The organism is Actomonas spartinae (genome assembly GCF_051209155.1).
In the GTDB taxonomy this organism is placed as follows: domain Bacteria; phylum Verrucomicrobiota; class Verrucomicrobiia; order Opitutales; family Opitutaceae; genus Actomonas.
In genome coordinates this window covers 162,213-182,106 of record NZ_JBPJGB010000001.1, presented here as the reverse complement: position 1 = coordinate 182,106, position 19,894 = coordinate 162,213, and the positions used below count along the sequence as shown (strand labels likewise).

The window sequence follows — 19,894 nt, the reverse complement described above, 5'->3', positions numbered from 1 at the left end:
CACTCCTTTTTCGGTAATCTGCGGTTAACAATCGGATCCATTCTGCTCGGCCTGTCCCGTCCATCCGTGGTTAACCCTTCCGCGTGAAACGCCTTACCCCGGTCCTTGTTCTCGCGTTCCTCGCCTCCCTCGCCCGCGCAGAGTTTGTGCGCACCGAACACTCGATCGGCTGGGAACAAGGCGGCGAACTCATCTGGCAGTTCCACTACTCGCCCGACGACGGCAAACCCTACTTCCATCCCCTGCGCGTGCCCGGTGGACCCGAGCTCACCAAACTCAAACCGGAGGACCACGTCTGGCACTACGGCCTGTGGTTTTCCTGGAAATACATCAACGAGGCCAACTACTGGGAACAGTCCCGCGAAACCGGCCGCTCGGAAGGCAAGACCACCTGGAGCCCGCCCCACATCCGCACCTTCCCCGACGGCGGCGCCGAGATCACGCTCGAGCTCGACTACGTGCACCCGACCGGCCGCGTCGACCTCACTGAAGTCCGTCAGATCATCGTGTCACCGGTTGCCGCCGACGGCAGCACCACCATCGATTGGAACGCCACCTTCACCGCCGGTCGCGACGGCGCCTTCCTCGACCGCACGCCTCTGCCGCACGAACCCAACGGTGTCGTTTACGGTGGTTACGCCGGCCTGAGCATGCGCCTCGGCCACGGCCCCGACCCGGTGGCCATGGTCAACACCGCGGGACCCATGACTGACTGGGTCGACAACCGCATGCGCCCGCGCACCAGCGCCCTCGGCGTGACGGTGTATCCAAAAATACCCGACAGCGGTAGCCTGGCCATCCTCACCGGCGCGGACAACATGCCCGGCGCTGGCGACGACCCCTGGTATTGCATCAACGGCCAGCCCAGCCGCTTCTGGTGCTCGGCCGTCCTCGTGCCCAAGCCCCTCCAACTCGAGCCCGGCCAAGTCTGGCCCCTCCGCTACCGCCTCCAGCTCCGCAAACAGCCCTGGACCGCCGAGGATCTGAACGCCGCACTGGGCGCCTGGCAGGAGTAAGCCGACCGGGCCCGCCGGACGGGGGCGATCGCACTTAACGTCCAACGGGGGCGCCGTCGCGGGCGGGCGGTTCTCGCGCTGAAGTGCGCCTTTCTCTCGCGTGCGAAATCCTCCCGGGTTGCCGCCACGTCTTCCCCGTCCGCCCCCCACCCATGAACGCCTCCCTGCTTCGCCCCCGCTCGCTGCTTATGTGCGCCTTCCTCTCGTCCAGCGCTCTCTTCGCCGGTTCGCCGTCCGCCATCAATGTGCGCGCCCACGGCCCGGCCGTCGGTGACTTCGCCCACTCCGGCGACGTCGGCGACCCCGCCATTCCCGGCAGCACCCGCTACGACCCCATCACGCAGACCTATCACATGGCCGCCGCCGGCACCAACCTGTGGGGACCGCGCGATGAGTTCCAATTCGCCTGGAACCAGGTCGAGGGCGACTTCATCCTGCGCGCCCGCGTGAAATTCAAGGGCGAGGGCGTCGATCCGCACCGCAAGCTCGGCTGGATGGTGCGCTCCGATCTCGACAGCGGTTCCGTCTACGTCGACGGCACGGTGCACGGCTCCGGCCTCACTTCGCTGCAGTTCCGCGCCGCCAAGAATGGTGAAACCGACCAGATCATTCACGAGGCCTTCGCCGAGGGTGAAGCCTACCCCGACGTCATTCAACTCGAGCGTCGCGGCAACACCTTCACCTTCTCCGCCGCCCATTTCGGCGAACCGCTCCAGGCCATCGCCACCTCCGACGTGGCCGTCGACAATGTCGCCTACGCCGGGCTCTTCCTTTGCTCCCACAATCCCGAGGTCGTCGAGCAGGCCATGTTCACCGACGTGCGCCTGATCAAACCCGCGCCGCTCGATTTCCGCCCCTACCGCGACTACCTCGGCTCCCGCCTCGAAATCCTCGATGTGCACAGCGGCGAACGCACTCAGATTTTTGAAAGCGCCGAGGCCTTCGAAGCGCCCAACTGGACGACCGATGGCCTCAAGCTGATCGTCAACGTCTCCGGCAACAGCCCCGACCGCGGCAAGCTCCGCACCTTCGACCTCGCGACCCGCCGTATCGAAACGCTCAATACCGGCCCGCGCATCGACAACAACAACGACCACGTGCTCTCCCACGACGGCTCCATGCTCGCCATTTCCAACTACGACGGCGACCACAAGAGCACCGTCTTTATCCTGCCGACCACCGGCTCCGACAACCCCGAGCGCATCACCGACCCGGCCTGGGGCCACTCCTACCTGCATGGCTGGTCACTCGACAAGAAATGGATCGTCTACACCGCCGAGCGCGGCGGCCAGTGGGACATCTGGAAGGTCAATGTCGACACCAAGCAGGAAACCCAGCTCACCAACCTGTCCACCCTCGACGACGGCGCCGAGTTCAGCCCCGACGGCGAGTGGATCTACTTCAACTCCACCCGCACCGGCCTCATGCAAATCTGGAAAATGCGCCCCGACGGCTCGGAGCAGCAGCAGGTTTTTAACGACGGCTGGCAAAACTGGTTCCCGCACATCTCGCCCGACGGCAAATGGATGACCATCATATCCTACGACCCGGCGGTGGTCGAAGCCGGCGACCACCCCTACTACAAACACGTCATGCTGCGCCTCGCTCCCGTCGATGGCAGCGCCCCGCCCAAGGTCATCGCCTACGTCTACGGTGGCCAGGGCACCATCAACGTGCCGTCCTGGTCCCCCGACAGCTCCAAGATCGCCTTCGTCAGCAACAGTGACGTGAAGTAAACGCAGCCTGTCCCTTTCTGGCCCAACTCGACTCGGCCCGGTCGCGCCTCGCGCGGCCGGGCTTTCGTTTGCGCCGGCGAACCGACCACACCGATCCGGCCGGGCTAAGCATGCTTGCTTCAACCGCTTCAGGTTTCAGCCTTGCCGCGTTCCCCCTCCCCCTCGATCGGTGCCTTCCTCCACCCCAGCCGTCTTCCTCAGCTACGCGTCCCAGGACGCAACGGCTGCCCGGCGCATCGCCGCAGCCCTGCGTGACGCCGGTATCGAGGTCTGGTTCGACGAAGCCGAGCTGGCCGGGGGCGACGCCTGGGATCGCAAAATCAAACAACAGATCCGCGAGTGCGCGCTCTTCCTCCCCATCATCTCCGCCAACACCCAGGCGCGCACCGAGGGCTACTTTCGCCTCGAATGGCGCCTGGCCGAGCAGCGCACTTTCCTGATGGCGAAGGGGAGACCCTTCCTGCTGCCCATCGTGGTGGATGACACGCCCGATGTCGGCGCTCACGTCCCCGACAGTTTTCTCGAGGTGCAGTGGTCACGCTTCCCGGATGGCCGCTGCGATGCCACGTTTGCCGAACGCGTGAATCAGTTGCTGGCCTGGGATGGTGCCAGCACATCGCCAGGTCCAGCGGCCCCGGCCGAGCGCCCAACCACCGCAGCCAAAGCGGCCGGCAGGAGATCCCTATGGTGGCTGTGGTTCGCCATTCCGGGGGCGATCAGCGGATTGATCTATCCCTTGCGCGGCATCCTCAGCGACCTGCGGCCCAACGATCCGCCAGCCGCGGCCGCGACCTCCGTTCAGGATGAAGCCGACGAGTTGGCTGCGCGCGGTTTTGCGCTGGTGAACGAGGACCCGCTGCTCACCCGGCGTAATTTGGAACTGGCGGAACAGTTGGCCCAACGTGCGCTCGCCGCTGATCCGTCCAACGCTGAAGCCAACGCCCTCGCGGCCTGGATCAATTACACCTTTGTCGACATCAACTACGAGGACACCCCGCAGCGTCGCGCGGACCTGCGCCGCTACGCTGAGACCGCCCAATTGCTCGATCCCACTTCGGTCAACGTGCGGCTGGCTCTGGCCGGGCTGACCGATCTCACCGGACAACGTGAAGCCGCCTTGGCGCAGTTGGAAGCGTTGGCCAACGATTTCCCTCAGAACGAAACCGTGCTGAGAAACTGGGCCTGGCGGGCCGTGTGGGGCAGTGCCGACAATTGGCGCACTTCGGCGACCAGCTCTTTGGAACCCGTGCGGCGTTTACGAGCGTTGTCCGAGTCCGCTCGCACTGAGGCACTCGCGATGGAGGCAAGTCTGTATTGGGATCAGGGACGCTATGCCGAGGCCGACTCCTTGCTGGATTCGGTCTTCGCCGACGGCGCGCCCAACCGTAACGCCTACCTCAACCGCATTCTGATTCTGAATTACGGATGGGGTGATCTCGATGCCGCCGCCGCCTTCGCCGAAACCATTCCACCCAAACTTCTGCTGGAGGATGTGTTCATTCGGCACCTCAGCGCGCTATGGACTTGGCGGAGAGACTACGACCGGGCCTTGGCGACGCTCGACCGCACCCAGCGGCCCGTCTTGCAGGAGGCCCTGATATCCGATCCGACCGATCTGGTGCGCGGCAATATTCTGGCCGCAGCCGGAAAATCCCGCGCCGCCCGGGAAGCCTGGATGAAGGCCCGATCCGTGATCGAAGCCCGGGTCGAAGCGAACCCGCGGAACCTGCAGGCCCGCATGCATATGGTCAGCGTGTTGAATCAGTTGGGAGAGGAACGCGCCGCGGAGGAGGCCTTTGCCTACCTGCAGGAAGTCGTCGACATGCGACCGGGCACCTGGGCCTGGCAAGAATCCGCCGGCTACTTTCTGTTGCGGGGCAATTTCGAAGAGGCCCTGGATCGGCTGGACGCCAGTCTGGATCGCTCATTCGGTCGCTGGCCGAACGTCTTCAACGGACTGCGTTTTGATCCCCTCTACGATCCGCTGCGCCCCGACCCCCGTTTTCAAGCCCTGCTGCAGCGGGGTGCCGGCTGGATGAACGAACTGCGGGCCGAGGCGGGCAAGCCGCCGATCCAGCTCAACCTGCCCGAAGCCACCGGCGAGGTGCACCGAGAAACGCCCGCCCCTCCGCCCAGGGCGGTGGACGCCGCCCCGTCCGATGCCGACGCCCGCTCCCTCGCCGTGCTGGCCTTCGCGAACATGAGCGCCGACGCGGAGAACGCGTATTTTTCCGACGGGATCAGCGAAGAGCTGCTCAACGTGCTGGCCAAAGTCACCGGCCTGAAGGTCACCGCTCGAACCTCGGCGTTCCACTTCAAGGGCAAGGATACGCCCATCCCCGAGATCGCCCGCCAGCTCGGCGTCGCCTACGTGGTCGAAGGCAGCGTGCGCAAGGCGGGCGACCGCGTGCGCATCACCGCCCAGTTGATCAAGGCTGACGACGGATTTCATGTCTGGAGCGACACCTTTGATCGCGATTTGAAGGATATCTTTGCGGTGCAGGACGAGATCGCGGGGCTCATTGCCCAACAACTCCAGTTGAAGCTCGGCGTGACCAAACCCGACCGCGTGGTGGATCCGGAGGCTTACGAACTCGTGCTCAAGGGTCGCCACTTCTGGTCCTTGCGCGGCGAGGCCAACCTCGCGATCGCCGAGGAGGCGTTTCGACGGGCCCTGGAAATCGACCCGAACTTCGCGGAGGCGCACGCGGGCATGGCCGACGTGTGGATGATCCGCGCTTGGTATCGGACGATGGACGAGGGGCAAGGGCCGGCGGTGGCGGAGGACCTGGAACGGGCCACGGCCGCAGTCCAACGCGCGACCGAGCTGGATCCGGGTCTGGCGGAGCCCTACGCGACCCTGGGTGCCGCCCGCTTCATCCAAGGCCGGTTTGACGAGGTCGAGGCACCCTTTGCCAAAGCGTTTGAACTGAATCCCAACTACGCCGTAGCGCACCACTGGTATGCCGTATATTGCCAGGCCGTTGGGCGTTACGACGTGAGCATGGACGAAATTACTCTGGCCGTCCGCCTCGATCCGCTCGCGCCGATCCCGCTGTGGACCCTCGCGTCGAACCTTAACATCCGCGCGTCGAACTTTAACGACATCGGAGCGGCGAACGAAGCCGTCGACGTCGCGGACCGAGGATTGCAATTGAGGCCAGGATTCCTGCCCTTGCTGGCGGAAAAGGCCTCGGCGGCTTGGAATTCGGGCCGCCGCGATGAGGCGATTGCCGCAGCACGGGCTATCGCAGCCGACCATTCGGATGCGCCGCGGTGGACGGCCGATGCGGATGCCGTCTTCGTCCTGCGCCAAAGCGGCCACCTCGACGAGGCGCAACAGCTCGCTGAACGCGTCTTCACGACCGTGCCAGACAAAGACTACCGACGAGCCATGACCTTGGCAGTCCTGGGTCGCATGGACGAGGCCCTCGATCTGGGTGCCGATTTCCCCAGCACCAGCCTTTCGTTTATACTCACCCGGCCCGTTTGGGATCCAGTCCGGGAAGATCCGCGCTTTCGTTCCATGTTAGAGGAGCAGGGCATTTACGAGATCTACCGCAAGGGTCGTGCGACGCTGGAGCGGATGCGCCGACAACACAACGCAGGATCATGAACGAGCCCAATCATGTTGCCTTCCTTCCCGCTAACTTCCCCTTCCGGCGCTGCCGGAGAACTCGATGTAGTGGGTTTTATCTTACATAAGGCAACGAAGAGAACTAAGCCGATTCACTGATTAACTCCTCCACCTTCCTTTGTTTCCTTCGTTTCCTGCTGTAAAACCACCCCATGCCCGAGTCCACCCCAGCCGTTTTTCTCAGCTACGCGTCCCAGGACGCGGAGGCGGCGCGGCGCATCGCCGAAGCCTTGCGTGCGGCCGACATCGAGGTGTGGTTCGATGAAGCCGAGCTCGGCGGCGGCGACGCCTGGGATCGGAAGATCAAACAACAGATCCGTGAATGTGCCCTCTTCATCCCGGTGGTGTCCGCCAACACGGAGGCTCGGCTTGAAGGCTACTTTCGGCGCGAGTGGCGCATCGCCGTCGACCGCATGGCCGACATGGATGACGCCCTGCCCTTCTTGGTGCCCATCGTCATCGACGACACCGACGATGCCACCGCCCGCGTGCCCGATCGTTTCCGCGAACGCCAGTGGACCCACCTCCCCGGCGGCGAAACCACCCCCGCTTTTGTCGAACGCCTCGCCACGCTGCTGGCAGCCGACACGGCCACACCACCTCCCCCGCCGGAGCGCACCGCCGGCGCCGCCCGAATCCGCCGCGACAAACCGGGCGCGCTCCCCACGTGGTTGATGGCCTGCATCGTGGTCGTCGGCGTCGGCACCGGCCTCTACTACGCGGTGGGCCTCCCGCTGCTGCACCGGAGCGGCGACGACGCCCCCACCCCACCGCTCGCGCCCGCGCTTGCCACTCCACCCATCTCCGATGAGCGGCCCTACATCATCGGCACGCTCGCCGTCCTGCCGCCGCAGGTCATCGTTCGCACGCCGGAAAGCACGGCCTTCGCCGAGAGCTTGCAGGAGGAACTTTTGACCGAGCTCAACCGCTTGCGCTCGTTTGAACTTGTTGCCCAGTCCGCCGCCTCGCCGCCGAACGCCGACTTCATGGTCGAGACCAGTCTGCAACTCGACGGCGCCGAACGCCGCGTGACCCTGCGCATCATCGAAGCGGCGACCAACCGCCATATCGCCGCGGAGACCTTCAGCCGCACGCCCGACGCCACCGTGAACGCCGCTCTCCTCCGCAAGGAGTTGGCCTGGGACATGGCCATCCGCATCTATCGCGACCTCCGCGAAGAACGCCCGCCCTCACCCGCCAGTCAGGCCCGGCTCGACCAAGTCGTCGCGAAACTGACCGCGGAAGCCGACGCGTTGCGCGTTCGCTTCTGGGGCGACGACGGCGACCCGCCCGACCCCTCGCTCTACGAACGACTGATGGAGTTGACGCGTGAGACCCTCGCCATCGTGCCCGACCATCCGCAGGCGCTCACTGACCATGGCTCCTTCCTCGGTCACGCCGCCTTCGTCGGGCGCGCCAACTTCTTCGACGACAACTGGCGCCAATCGACGCTGCTTTCCTTGCGCCGGGCCGCAGCCAACAACCCCACCAGCGTCGCCGCGCAGCGCAACCTCGGCAACTACTACCTCACCACCGAAGGTCAGCCGAGCCTCAGCCTACCCTACCTGCAGGATGCCGTCCGCCTCGCCGACGCCGACGCGCCCTACGCCAACAACTGGCCCTACTACCAACTTGCCAGCGCCCTCCACCAGACCGGCCAGTCCGTCGCCGCCCTGCGCGTGCTCGAGCGCGCGCCGCACGACCCCGCGATCGACCAACTTAGTTACTGGACCGATCCCTTCATCGCCACCCGCCGCTTCGGCGACGCGCTCGATTTTCTGCGCCACCACGCCCCCCGACTCTCCGCGGCCGACGCTGGTGGCAGTGCGCTCACCATCGACCACCTCATCACCGACATGGAGGTGCGCTGGAGCGGCGACCGCGAAGCCCTCCGGCCCTTCGTCGCGCGCCTCGACAACGACCCCTTTGCCACCGCCGGTATGCGCTGCCGCTACCACCTCGCCATCGGGGACTACGCTGGCGTGCTGCAGGAAATGGCCGCGGTCGAACCGGGCCGCGATCCCTATGCCCCCAACCCGATCGAGATGGCGCTCTACCGCGGACTCGCCCTCGCGCGCACCGGCAACGAAACCCTCGCCCACTCCTTCTTTCGCAGCGTGCTGAGCCGCTTCACCACCGGACCCGAAGCAGAGATGATGCTGCAACGCGTGCCCGGGATCGTGCACAGCTCCTCGGCGTTCATGCACGCCGGACTCGGTCAAATCGACGAGATGCACACGTCCATCGAGGCCGCTCGGGCCTCCACCGACCCCGGCCGCAACCTCCAGGGTTACCTGCAGGCCGAATACCTCATCGCCCTCGCCTACGCCGAGGCCGGCGCCGTCACCGAAGCCTGCGCCACGATCAACCAACTCCTCTCCACCCCATCGACCGAGTCCACCGGCTCGGTCCTCGCCAACGTGTCCTTCGACCAACTGCACGACACCCCGGAGTTTCAAACCCTCATCGGCCGGCACCAGGACCAACTCCAGGACCCGGCCATCCTCGACCGCCTCTTCGCCGAATAGACGGGAAACTGAAGCCGGGGTCGCTGACCCCGGTCTTGTCTGTTTCAGGCCTTCCAATCCACCGGGGTCACCGACCCCGGCTACAGCGCCCCGCGCCTCAGTGCGACTCGAGATGGCTCATCAGGGTGTGCCACTCCAGGACTTCCTGCAGCAGCGTGCGTTCGGTCTGGCGCACCACCTGTTCCACGCTGTGCCAGGTTTGTGAATACGCCAGCCGGCGTCGCGCCGCTTCCAGGGTGTGGATCATCTCCCGGTAGCGCGCCACGCGGCGGTGCAGGTCGTTGATCGAGACGAAAGCCATGAACGCCGCCGCGATCACCGGCAGCACGATGGGCAGGAAATAGAACACGATCTCATCGGTCATGCCCGGCAGCGGCGCGAGGTGCAGGGTGTGATGGATCGCATAAAACGCGGTCGCCGCGATCGCCGCGATCGTGCTGGCGTTGAAGCCCAGCCGCAGGCGCTTGAGCAGCGGCTGCGCCCGCCCGAGCTGCCGACGGTAGTAGGCGAGTTGGTCGTCAATCCGCCGCCGACCGTAGCGCTCCCGAAAGGTCTTGAGGTCCGTCTCCCGCCCGACGGCGGAGCGTCGGTTCAAGATGTGCAGGGAACGCAGGAGCTGGCGGACCTCCGGCAGGTCCAGCTCCGCAAACAGCGGCGTGCGCCGCGGCAGATTCCAAGTGGCGATCGCCGCGCGGGCGATCTCCGCCGCCAGGCGGCAGCGCACCCAGTTGTGCTGCGCGCGGTAGTGGTGAATCACCACCGCCACCGCCAGCGCGCCGACCAGACACGCCAGCTTCAACCACGGCAGCACAATCCAGTGCAGGTGAAAGGCCAGCGCCGCCGCCGCCACGATGGTGGCGATCACGTGTAACAAGACCGTCGATACGATCAGGCGGCGAAAGTGGGGCGCATTGGCCGTCGCGGCGGCGTCGGTCTTGGCTTGGAAACGCTGGACCTGCTCCGGCACCCCCGCCGTCACCAGGTCCTCGTCCAGCGGCCCGTCCAACGGCGCCTGCGCGTTGAGGAAATCCAATTCCGCATCGCTCTGGGCAAAGCGTTCGAAGTGCCGCCGCGTCGCCGCGCCCGTCTTCGCGTCGATGATGATGGTCGGCGTCTTGAGCTCGTCGGCGTAGCTCACCACGTCGGCCGTGCCGCCAAGGCCACGCGCCTCCTTACCATCCCACACCGCGATGAGCACGTCACAGGCATTCACAGTCTCCAGCCCGCAGTCCATGTAAGCCTCGTCCCGGGTGCCGTTGGAGTCGATCACCCGCACCGCCTGCGCCTCAGCCAACAGCGCCTCGACTTCGCGCCACTTGGCCTCGGTGAAATCGCGGCGAAACTCCGCCGGATCCAGCGGCAGCACCGCCGACCACGTGATGCCCTGCCGCAGGGCCGCCCGCGCGAACAGCTGGTCGGTGCCCTCGGCCGCGGACGAGATGGCGTTCCAATCGCCGTCACTCAGGTCACTCAGAGCCCGGAGCTCCCGGGTGATGGCATCGCGGATCAGCGCCAGGTCATCGACGAATCGGTGACCGGTGAAACCGACCATGTGGAAGAGCGGCAGGGAACTGGCGGCGAGTTCGGACACGGTGGATTTCAGGTCGGCGGAAACAGGAGCCAACGGGGTGCCAGCCCCCCCGGCTGAACGCAAGACGTAAGCCCCTGAACCACCGACCCGAGGACCCGTCGACTCAAGTGTTCGCCCCGCCGTGCCGATGAGACCTGCGGACCTCCGTCCCCGCACTGCTTTCTTTTTTACCCTCCGTTTCGACCGGAGGGGAGCCTTCCTCTGTCTCCATGCTCAAACGTTTTCGACTCAGCGTTCGCATCATCGCCCTCGGCGTCGGGCTCATGGTCGCGTTTTCGATCGTCACCGCCCTGCTGTATCCGCAGCTCAAGCAAAGCTTCTACGCGGAGAAACAGGCCAAGACGCGCAACCTCGTCGAAGCCGCCGCCGGCATCATCACGCACTTCAGCCAACTCGAGGCCGAAGGCGCCCTCTCGCGCGACGCCGCCCAAGCCGAGGCCAAGCGCCTCATCGCGGCCATGCATTACGACGGGAACAACTATTTTTGGATCAATGACCTCCACCCCACGATGGTCATGCACCCGGTGAAACCCGAGCTCGACGGCAAGGACCTCACCGCCAATGCCGACCCCAACGGCAAGCACCTCTTCGTCGAAATGGTCAAAGTGGCCAAGGCCGAGGGCGAGGGCTTCGTCGACTACTACTGGCCCAAACCCGGCCAGGAGGAACCCGCCGCCAAGATCTCCTACGTGAAGCTCGAACCGCGCTGGGGTTGGATCGTCGGTTCCGGTATCTATGTGGACAATGTCGAAGCGCAGCTCCGCTCCGTGTTTCTGGTGGTTTTCGGCACCCTCGGCGTGCTCAGCCTCATCGGCATCGCCACCTTCGTCGGCCTGTCGCGCAGCATCACCGGCCCCCTTGAGCGCTCCATCGCCGACCTCAAGGCCGGCTCAGGTCGCATCCACACCACCATCGATCAAATCACCCACGGTGCGGTGCGCCTGGCTCATGAATCGTCGCAGCAGGCCCAGTCCCTCATGCACACCACCGGCGCGCTCGAGCACATGAGCTCGACCACCAAACAAAACGCCGAACATTCCACCGAGGCCAACACCCTCATGCGGGAAACCAATCGCATCGCCGTCGAAGCCAGTGGTTCCATGCAGAAACTCACCCAGGCCATGCAGGAGGTCTCCCGCTCCAGCGAGGAAACCTCCAAGGTCGTGAAGACCATCGACGAGATCGCCTTCCAAACCAACATCCTCGCCCTCAACGCCGCCGTCGAAGCCGCCCGCGCCGGGGAGGCCGGAGCCGGTTTCGCGGTCGTGGCCGATGAAGTGCGCGCCCTCGCGCAACGAGCCGCCCAAGCCGCGCAAAACACCGGCAAGCTCATCGACGACACCGTCACCAAGATCCAGGCCGGCTCCAACCTCGTCACCGAAACCTCCACCTCCTTCGACGGCGTCACCGGTCGCAGTGAGCGGCTCCAACACCTGGTGGATCAGATCAACACCGCCACCCGCGAACAGGCCGAGGGCATTGAACGGATCAACGCCACCATCGCCGACATCGATCGCATCACCCAGCAGAACGCGCACAACGCCGAGGACTCCGCCCATGCCGCCGAGGGCTTGAAGGCCGAGGCCGCCGGCATGAACGCCCTCACCGCGGAGCTCACGCAGATCGTGCACGGCTCCGGTGAAGGGCCCCAAGTGCGGGGTGAAACCATGCCGCCTCCGCCCAAACCCACCCCCAAGGCCAAAGCGCCCAAGAAGGTCCGTTCGGCGAGCGTGGCCTACTCCGGCTAAACCTACGTAAACGTGCGAAGCCGCGCCTGGCGGCGCTTGCGCTCCGCTGGGCCTCTCGCGTAAGGCAGATCATATGCACTTCATTCGCTCTGCTTTCGCCGCCGCGTGCTGCGCGCTCGTCACCACCGCTTCCGTTTCCGCTGCGTCCTTCGAGGGCCAGATCGAGATGTCGATGAGCGATGGCGGTCAGACGCATCACGTGAGCTACCAGACCAAGGCCGGTCACATGCGCATCACCATGCCGGTGCCGGGCATGGGCGAAGCCGCCGCCATCGTCGACTTTGAGGAGGGCAAGATTCTCACCCTCATCCCGCAGATGAAGGCCTACATGGAGATCCCGTTTGAGACGACCATGGACGCCGCCGCTGCGAAGACCACCGGCGCGGGCGAGTTGAAGAACACGGGCGAGACGACCCAAATCCTCGGCTACACCTGCACCAAATACATTTACGAAGAGGCGCAGGGGCCGGTGGAAATCTGGGCGACCGACCAGCTCGGCCAATTCATGGCCATGCCCCAGGGCAACCCCATGCAGGGCGGCGGCAAAGCCAAGGCCGGCTGGGAAAGCGCCATCAGCGGCGACTTCTTCCCCATGCGTCTCGTTGCCCTGAACAAACGCGGCAAGGAGCGCATGCGTTGGGAAGTGACCGGCGTAAAGCCCATGTCCTTGCCCGACTCCGCCTTCGCCGCACCGGAAGGCTACAAGCCCTTCAACATGGGCGGCCTCATGCAGGGCCTCGGCGGGTAAGTCGCCCGCTGACACGTTTTAGGTTTAACCACAGATGACACAGAAGAGCACAGATGGCTGACGCACGGAGAATGGTCTCCCCACCAACCTTCGTTCTCTTCGTTACCTTCTGTAAAAGACCGCGCTCACCTCACCACTCCGACGTGGTTTTACACGGAGGAAACGAAGGAGTGAACGAAGGAAAACTGAGCCACTCCAACGCACTGGTTTCACCGCAGATGACGCAGATGAGCGCAGATGGTGGCCGCACTTACCTTCGTTCTCTTCGTTCCCTTCTGTGAAATAACTCCGCTCACTCCACCGGACCGTAGACGCGGAACTCGCCGCTCGCGTGGAGCAGGCCGAACATCATCAGCAATCCGTCATAGTAACGGTGGCTGCGGAGTTCGCCTTCGGCCATGGTGCCGTCGGTGTCACGGCCCACATCGGTCGGCAGCGCCATGTTCCAGAGCCGTTCGACCATCGGTTTGCCGAGCTCTGGATCGGCGGCGAGCGCGGCGGTGGCGGCCATGCCGGTAAGTCCCGGCGCGAGCCCGTTGCGGCGCTCGATGGTGCCGTCGAGCTTCATCTTGTCGGGCCAGTTGTCCGCCGGTTGCGCGGCGAAGAAACGGAGGATGCGGTTGGACTGCTCCACCATCCAGGGATCGTCACCCCACCAGGACCAGTCGACCGCCGGCCAACCCAGCGTGCGCCAGGCATCGGCATCAAAGGCACGCCCCCACCGCTCGAGCGGAGTGCCGTCAAAGTTGGAATAGTTCGGCATGATGCCGGTCTCCGGGTGCGCCGCCCAACGGAAGAGTTGGCGGCTGGTCGCCGCGACTTCGGCGAGGAAGGCGCGGTCGGCCGGATCCTCCGCCCAGCGCGCGAACAACTCCGTGTAGTGGGGCGTGTGATACGAGGGATCGGTGAACTCCGACGCCGGCCCTTCCGGCACGAAACGGATCTGTTTGTGCTCCGGATGAAACATGGACTTCACCCCGCCACGATCGGAGGCCTCGTCCTTGTGAATCATCATCTTCAAGAGGTCCTGCGCCTCGCGGTTGTAGTTGAAGATGCCCTCGCCATCGCCCCAGCGGTGCGAGGCGAAGAACAACGCCATCACCATCCAGTTTTCGCCATCGGGCGCGGGACCGGCGCCGCGGATCTGCGAGCCATCCGAACGGGTCATGTCGCCGTCGTAGTCGCGGTGCCAGGCAAAGTAGCCTCTGAGCGGACCCTCGGTGTAGAACATGTGGGTCTTCGCCCACTTCCACAGCGCGTTGAACTCCTGCTGCCGGTCCATCTGCACCGTGATCATCAGGCCGTAGGAAATGCCCTCGGAACGCACATCGCGACTGCCGACGTCCGCCAGATAGGCGGTGTCCGGACCGTCGGTGTAATAGATCCGCTCGGTGAAGGGATCGCCATAGAAGAGCTGGTCGAACGCGCCCTCCAGCTTGGCTTGGATCTCAGCATCGGTCTTGCCGAGGTAGGTCTTGAACAAGTTCGGATATTCGCCCGTGCGGGCCACGCCCCCGGGAGGCGGAGCAGCAACCGCGAATGACGCCCAAAGCAGGAGTGGCAGGATTCTCTTCATGGCCTTCTTTTTAACCACAGATGGACACGGATAAAAACTGATGAGGGACCGACTGCGCAGATCAGTCCGCTGATCGTTAGCTATCCGCGTTTATCCGAGTTCATTCGTGGTTAAGCAGCTCGCTCAGTAATCCCCCGGGTGGCCGGGGAAGAAGCGGCGGTTCACGTCGATGTAGTGCTGGAGGTCATACGCCGGCGGCTCGACGCCTTCGGGCAGCGGCCGCTGCGAGAACTGTTGGAAATAGAGCAGGCAGGCGTCGCGCCACTCGATCGCGTCCTTCTCCTGCAGGGCGAGGCGCTGGCGCACCGCGTCCCAACGTTCGTGATCGATCTTGTCCTCGAGGCCGGCCCACGTTTCGCGCATGGCCCGCACCTCGTCCACACCCTGTTGGTAGCGCAGCGCGAGTTCGTTCCAGAGCGTGCGACCGCTGCGCATTTCGTAGTCCCACGGCACGTGATGGAACCAGAGGAGAAACTTGTCCGGCACGTTCTCGAGCTTGCCCCACTGCTCCTGCAGCTCGGGCGCGTATTGCTCGATGGCGTTGCTGCCAGAGGCAACGCGATCGGCGCCGATGCCGTTTTCGTCGGCCTGGTGGTAATACGGCGAGGTCCAGTCGGCGCGGCCGCCCGTCACCCACGGACCCGGGCCATAGTGGTGGCCGCGCTCCATGATGTGATGCAGGCCGAGCGGCATGGAGTAGTTCACCACCGTTTCGCGGGAACCCATCAGCAGCTCGACGATCTTCGAGGAGGCTTCCTCGTCGGCATCGAAGGTGAGTTTGGTCCACTCCTGCGCGATGTCGCGGGAATCCAGCTCGTGATCCCAGGCCAAACGGCCATACGCGTAAAAGTTGGCCTGCGCCAGGGGGTGACCGGTCCAGTTGCGGTCGTCACCGGTGTTGGCCACGCCGGCAATGGCGGACACCGGATGGTCGAAGAGGCTGCCATCGACGACCTTGCCGACCGTCGAGCCGGGACCTTTCACATAGGTGTCCTGATCGAGCACCTCCTCCCACATCGGGGCGAGGTAAGCGAGCTGGATGGAGGCGCCGAGGTATTCCTGCGCGATCTGCAGCTCGACCATCTGGTTGGTCTGGGGCGCCGCGCCAAAAAGCGGGCTGAAGGGCTCGCGCGGCATGAAGTCGAGCGGACCGTTCTTGATCTGCACGATCACATTGTCCGCGAACTTGCCATCGAGCGGAATGAACTGATTCGACGCCTGCTTCACCCGGTCGGTCGTGTCCTCGAAGGCGTAGACGAACGCCCGCCACATCACGATGCCATCGCGCCCCGCGGCCGCGAGCGGCTTGGCCAGGAGGTTGGCCCCATCGGCATGGTCGCGACCGTATTCCCACGGACCGGGCTGGCCCTCGGAGTTGGCCTTCACGAGGAAGCCACCGAAGTCGGGAATGTAGGAGTAGATCTCCGCCACCTTGGCCTCCCACCAGGCCTGCACCGCGGGGTCGAGCGGATCGGCAGTCTTGAGTCCGCCAATCTCCATCGGCGCGCTGAAACGGGCCGTAAGGTAAAGCCGGATACCGTAGGCGCGGAACACATCGGCCAGCGCCTTGACCTTCTCGAGGTAGACCGGCGTGAGGATGAGGGCGTTGGAGTTGACGTTGTTGATGACCGTGCCGTTGAGGCCGATCGAGGCCAGGGCCCGGGCATAGTCGGTGTAACGCGGTGAAAGCACGTCGGGCAGATAGGCCCACTCCCACAGCGAGAAACCGGCGTAGCCGCGCTCCACAAAACGGTTGAGGTCGTCCCAGTGGTTGAGCAGGCGGCGGTCGATCTTCGGCACCGAAACCTCATCGAGGTCGGCGAGGGATTCGCCGATCTGCACCTTGCGCAGGAGAGCGAAGGCACCGTAGAGCGCGCCGGCGTCGGAGTTGGCGGTGATGCGCACCGCTCCCTTGCCGTCGACAGTCACGCTGCTGAGGGCGTAGCCATCGGCACCGAGGTCTTCACGTATCTCGCCCGCGGTGAGGTGCACCGTGGGGTCGCGACCGATGAGGCCTTTCAGGCCCCGCGACATCTCGGCCCGCAGCGAGGCGACCACCGCGGAGTCCGCGCCGGACGGAGTCTGCACCACAATCGCTTCGAGCGCGTCACGGTAGGCCGAACGCGCGTCGCGGCCATCGACTTGATCATAACGCAGCCAGAGACGGTAGCCGTCCTCGGCCGTGGCCGTGGCGACACCGACACCGGCCAGCAGGGCTGCCAGCAGGTAACGTTTCATAAAGCGAATCCTCGGGAGGGTTACGGAGCTTACGAGGTCGATGCGCTCTGCGCGAGACGGCGCTGCTCCAGCGCGTCGCTCATCTCCTGCGCCACCTTCTTGGTGATCGGGTAGAAGAACATGCAGATCACGCCCATGAAGAAGAAGCCGCCGGAGTAGAAACCGATCATCTTGCGGATGCCGAGCAGCACCTCGGGGTTGGTCGCGGTCTCGGCGCTGTAGCCATACATGGCCAACAGCCAACCGGTGATCGCGCCGCCGATGCCGAGGCCGCCCTTGAGGGCGAACACGATGCCGGCGAAAACGAAGCCGGTCGCGCGGCGATCGTTCTTCCACTCACCCCAGTCGGCGCAATCGGCGATCATCGCCCAAAGCAGCGGAATGGTCGGACCGTAGCAGAGGCTGGTCATGAAGGTGAGGAGGAACATCGTCGAGACCGAGGAGGCATCGAGGAAGTAGAAGCAGCCCTGGAAGAAGGCCGCGCCGGCGAGGCCGACCATGAACACCAACTTCTTGCCGAAGCGATCGGCGAGCGGCTTGGCCATGAGCACGCCGATCACGTTCACCAGACTGCCGGTCATGTTGAAGAGCGAGAAACCGACGGCGGTCGGGCTGTCGCCTTCCTTCACAATGAGACCGAAGAGGTCGAGCACCCGCCCGCCGAAGGACAGGCTTTCGGCGGTGGCGGCCGAGGCGAAGAGGCCGGCCTTGTCGACGAACGCCGTGAGGGACGCGCTGTCGACGTAGTAGTTGAAATAGTAATACTGGGAGCCACCGCGCAGCGCGAGGGTGATGAAGACGAAGAGCGTCATGGCGAACATGGCGATCCACGGCACGTTCTTGCCGATGTCCTTGAAGTCCTGCTTGAGGTCGGGCTTCTGGCCGGGAGGCGGGAGCACGCGCTCCTTGGCGCTGAAGAAGGTGATGACGAAGAAGACGATGGCGATGACCGCGAAGATGGAGATGGTGATCATCCAGCCGTGCGGGTTCTTGGTCGGATCCTCCGTGCTGCCGTCGCTAAACTTGGCCACGAACGGGAGGGTGAGACCCTGCACCACGAAGGCGGCGACCATGGCGGAGAAGAAGCGATACTGCGACAGGCTGGTGCGCTCGCTGCTGTTGGAGGTCATCACGCCGTTGAGCGCCGAATACGGCGCGTTGTTCATGGTGTAGGCCATCATGAGCACCGTGTAGGTGATGACCGAATACCAGAGGCGGCCGCTGTCGCTCATGCCTTCCGGCACGGTGTAGGCGGCGACAAAGAGCAGCGCGAAGGGGATGGCGGACCAGACCAGCCACGGGCGGAACTTGCCCCACTTGGTGTTCGTCCGGTCGGCGATCGCGCCCATGATCGGATCGGTGATGGCGTCGGAGAAACGCACCAGCAGCAGCATCCAGCCAACGGCCGCCGCGCCCAGACCCATGACGTCCGTGTAGAACGCGGTCTGGAAGACGATCATCATCTGGAAGACGAAATTGGCTCCGGCGTCGCCGAGGGAGTATCCGAATTTTTCCCGGAAGGAGAGTTTGACGTTGGTGTGGTCGGTCATGGGGCGGAATCGGGTGGGGGTAGAGCGGGGGTGGGGTTTGGCCTATTGACGCAGGCCTGCGTTCGGAAAGGCAAAAGGGGCGCCCTGTTCCGGGCGCCCCTCGAAAACTGGCCGGCGTGTTAGCCGTGCAGGTAGGAGTTCACGAGATTCTCGAGATACTCCTGACGGCCGGACTTGAGCTTCGGCTCGCCGAGCTTGAAGGCGATCTTCTCGAGATCCTTGAAGCCGACCTTCTTCTTCTCGATGTCCTTGCCAAAGCCCTTGTCGAAGCTGCTGTAGCGCTCCTTGACGAAGGCATCGAGCTTGCCGTCGGCGAGGATCTTGCGGGCCGTCTTGAAGGCCAGCGCGTAGGCGTCCATGCCGCCGATGTGGGCGTAGAAGAGGTCCTCCTTGTCGATGGACGGACGGCGGACTTTGGCGTCGAAGTTGAAACCGCCGCTGCCGAGGCCGCCGGCGCGCAGGATCGAAACCATGGCGAGGGTGAGGCCCTTGACGTCGGTGGAGAACTGGTCGGTGTCCCAGCCGAGCAGGGTGTCACCGGTGTTCGCATCGATGGAGCCGAGCATGCCGGCCGACGCGGCGACTTCGATTTCGTGCTCGAAGGTGTGGCCGGCGAGGGTGGCGTGGTTGGTCTCGATGTTGAACTTGAAGATCTTGTCCAACTTGTAGGTGCGCAGGAAGGCGATGCCGCTGGCGACGTCGAAGTCGTATTGGTGTTTGGTGGGTTCGCGGGGCTTCGGCTCGATGAGGAACTGGCCCTTGAAACCGATCTCCTTGGCGTAGTCGGCCGCCATGTGCATGAAGGCCGCCAGGTGGTCCTGCTCGCGCTTGAGGTTGGTGTTGAGCAGGGTCTCGTAACCCTCGCGACCGCCCCAGAACACGTAGTTCTCACCGCCGAGCTCGAGGGTGGCCTCGAGCGCCTTCTTCACCTGCGCGGCGGCGTAGGCGAAGACGTGGGCGTCGGGGTTGGTGGCCGCACCACACATGAAGCGCGGGTTGCTGAACAGGTTGGCCGTGCCCCAGAGGAGCTTCACACCGGTCTGCTTCTGGAGCTTCTTGGCGTGGGCGACGATCTGGTCGAGATACTTGTTGGACTGCTTCAGCGAGCTGCCTTCCGGCGCGATGTCGCGGTCATGCCAGCACCAGTAAGGGGCGCGGATCTTCTGGAAAAACTCGAAGGCCGCATCCATGCGCTTCTTGGCGACGGAGACGGGGTCCTTGCCGGACTCCCAGGGACGCACAATGGTGCCCGGGCCGAAGGGGTCGCTGCCGACGCCGCGGAAGGTGTGCCAGTAGGCGATCGAAAAGCGCATGTGCTCCTCGAGCGTTTTGCCGTCGAACACTTCTTCGGGATTGTAGTGACGGAAGGCCAACGCGTTGTCCGTGCCGGGACCTTCGTAGGAGATTTGCGGGATGCCCGCAAAGTGACGTGACTTCATGGTAGGTGGATCGAGAGGGGTTTGCTCGGGGCCGGAGCAGAAAGTTGATGAACCGGCGCGGGAGAGGGGCTCTCAACGCACCGACTA

The 19,894-nt window shown here is 64.6% G+C and carries 11 protein-coding genes; 6 read left to right on the top strand and 5 right to left on the bottom strand.

The window, feature by feature from the left end; genetic code table 11:
• Positions 1–83: 83 nt before the first annotated feature.
• From AC0MRV_RS00770 to AC0MRV_RS00755, 4 genes are all read left to right on the top strand, one after another.
• Positions 84–1,016, top strand: coding sequence for a DUF6807 family protein (locus AC0MRV_RS00770; RefSeq protein ID WP_472762503.1), 933 nt, complete (start codon positions 84–86; stop codon positions 1,014–1,016).
• A 152-nt stretch (positions 1,017–1,168) separates the two neighbouring features.
• Positions 1,169–2,752 carry a TolB family protein gene (locus tag AC0MRV_RS00765; RefSeq protein WP_472762502.1) on the top strand — a complete coding sequence of 528 codons (1,584 nt, stop codon included), beginning with the start codon at positions 1,169–1,171 and terminating at the stop codon, positions 2,750–2,752.
• A 169-nt stretch (positions 2,753–2,921) separates the two neighbouring features.
• Positions 2,922–6,368 (top strand): TIR domain-containing protein, encoded by a 3,447-nt coding sequence (locus AC0MRV_RS00760; RefSeq protein WP_472762501.1) that lies wholly within the window; start codon positions 2,922–2,924, stop codon positions 6,366–6,368.
• Between the two features lie 173 nt (positions 6,369–6,541).
• Complete coding sequence (locus AC0MRV_RS00755) at positions 6,542–8,917, top strand: TIR domain-containing protein (RefSeq protein ID WP_472762500.1); 2,376 nt, start codon at positions 6,542–6,544, stop codon at positions 8,915–8,917.
• A gap of 97 nt (positions 8,918–9,014) precedes the next feature.
• On the opposite strand, the gene AC0MRV_RS00750 is transcribed toward AC0MRV_RS00755, so the two are convergent.
• Positions 9,015–10,508, bottom strand: a complete 1,494-nt coding sequence (locus AC0MRV_RS00750; RefSeq protein ID WP_472762499.1) for a hypothetical protein — start codon at positions 10,506–10,508, stop codon at positions 9,015–9,017.
• A 209-nt stretch (positions 10,509–10,717) separates the two neighbouring features.
• Here AC0MRV_RS00750 and AC0MRV_RS00745 point away from each other — a divergent pair, with 209 nt between their 5' ends.
• On the top strand, positions 10,718–12,256 hold the full coding sequence (locus AC0MRV_RS00745) for a cache domain-containing protein (protein ID WP_472762498.1): 1,539 nt from the start codon (positions 10,718–10,720) through the stop codon (positions 12,254–12,256).
• A gap of 73 nt (positions 12,257–12,329) precedes the next feature.
• Positions 12,330–13,004, top strand: a complete 675-nt coding sequence (locus AC0MRV_RS00740) for a DUF4412 domain-containing protein (RefSeq protein ID WP_472762497.1) — start codon at positions 12,330–12,332, stop codon at positions 13,002–13,004.
• 292 nt (positions 13,005–13,296) lie between these two features.
• On the opposite strand, the gene AC0MRV_RS00735 is transcribed toward AC0MRV_RS00740, so the two are convergent.
• From AC0MRV_RS00735 to xylA, 4 genes are all read right to left on the bottom strand, one after another.
• A complete protein-coding gene (locus AC0MRV_RS00735) occupies positions 13,297–14,580 on the bottom strand; it encodes a glycosyl hydrolase family 8 (protein WP_472762496.1) in 1,284 nt (427 codons plus the stop codon).
• A 123-nt stretch (positions 14,581–14,703) separates the two neighbouring features.
• The gene (locus tag AC0MRV_RS00730; RefSeq protein ID WP_472762495.1) at positions 14,704–16,818 is read right to left on the bottom strand and encodes an alpha-glucuronidase family glycosyl hydrolase; all 2,115 of its coding nucleotides are present in this window, start codon (positions 16,816–16,818) and stop codon (positions 14,704–14,706) included.
• 29 nt (positions 16,819–16,847) lie between these two features.
• The gene (locus AC0MRV_RS00725; RefSeq protein ID WP_472762494.1) at positions 16,848–18,368 is read right to left on the bottom strand and encodes an MFS transporter; all 1,521 of its coding nucleotides are present in this window, start codon (positions 18,366–18,368) and stop codon (positions 16,848–16,850) included.
• Between the two features lie 119 nt (positions 18,369–18,487).
• Complete coding sequence (xylA, locus tag AC0MRV_RS00720; protein WP_472762493.1) at positions 18,488–19,807, bottom strand: xylose isomerase; 1,320 nt, start codon at positions 19,805–19,807, stop codon at positions 18,488–18,490.
• Positions 19,808–19,894: the final 87 nt, after the last annotated feature.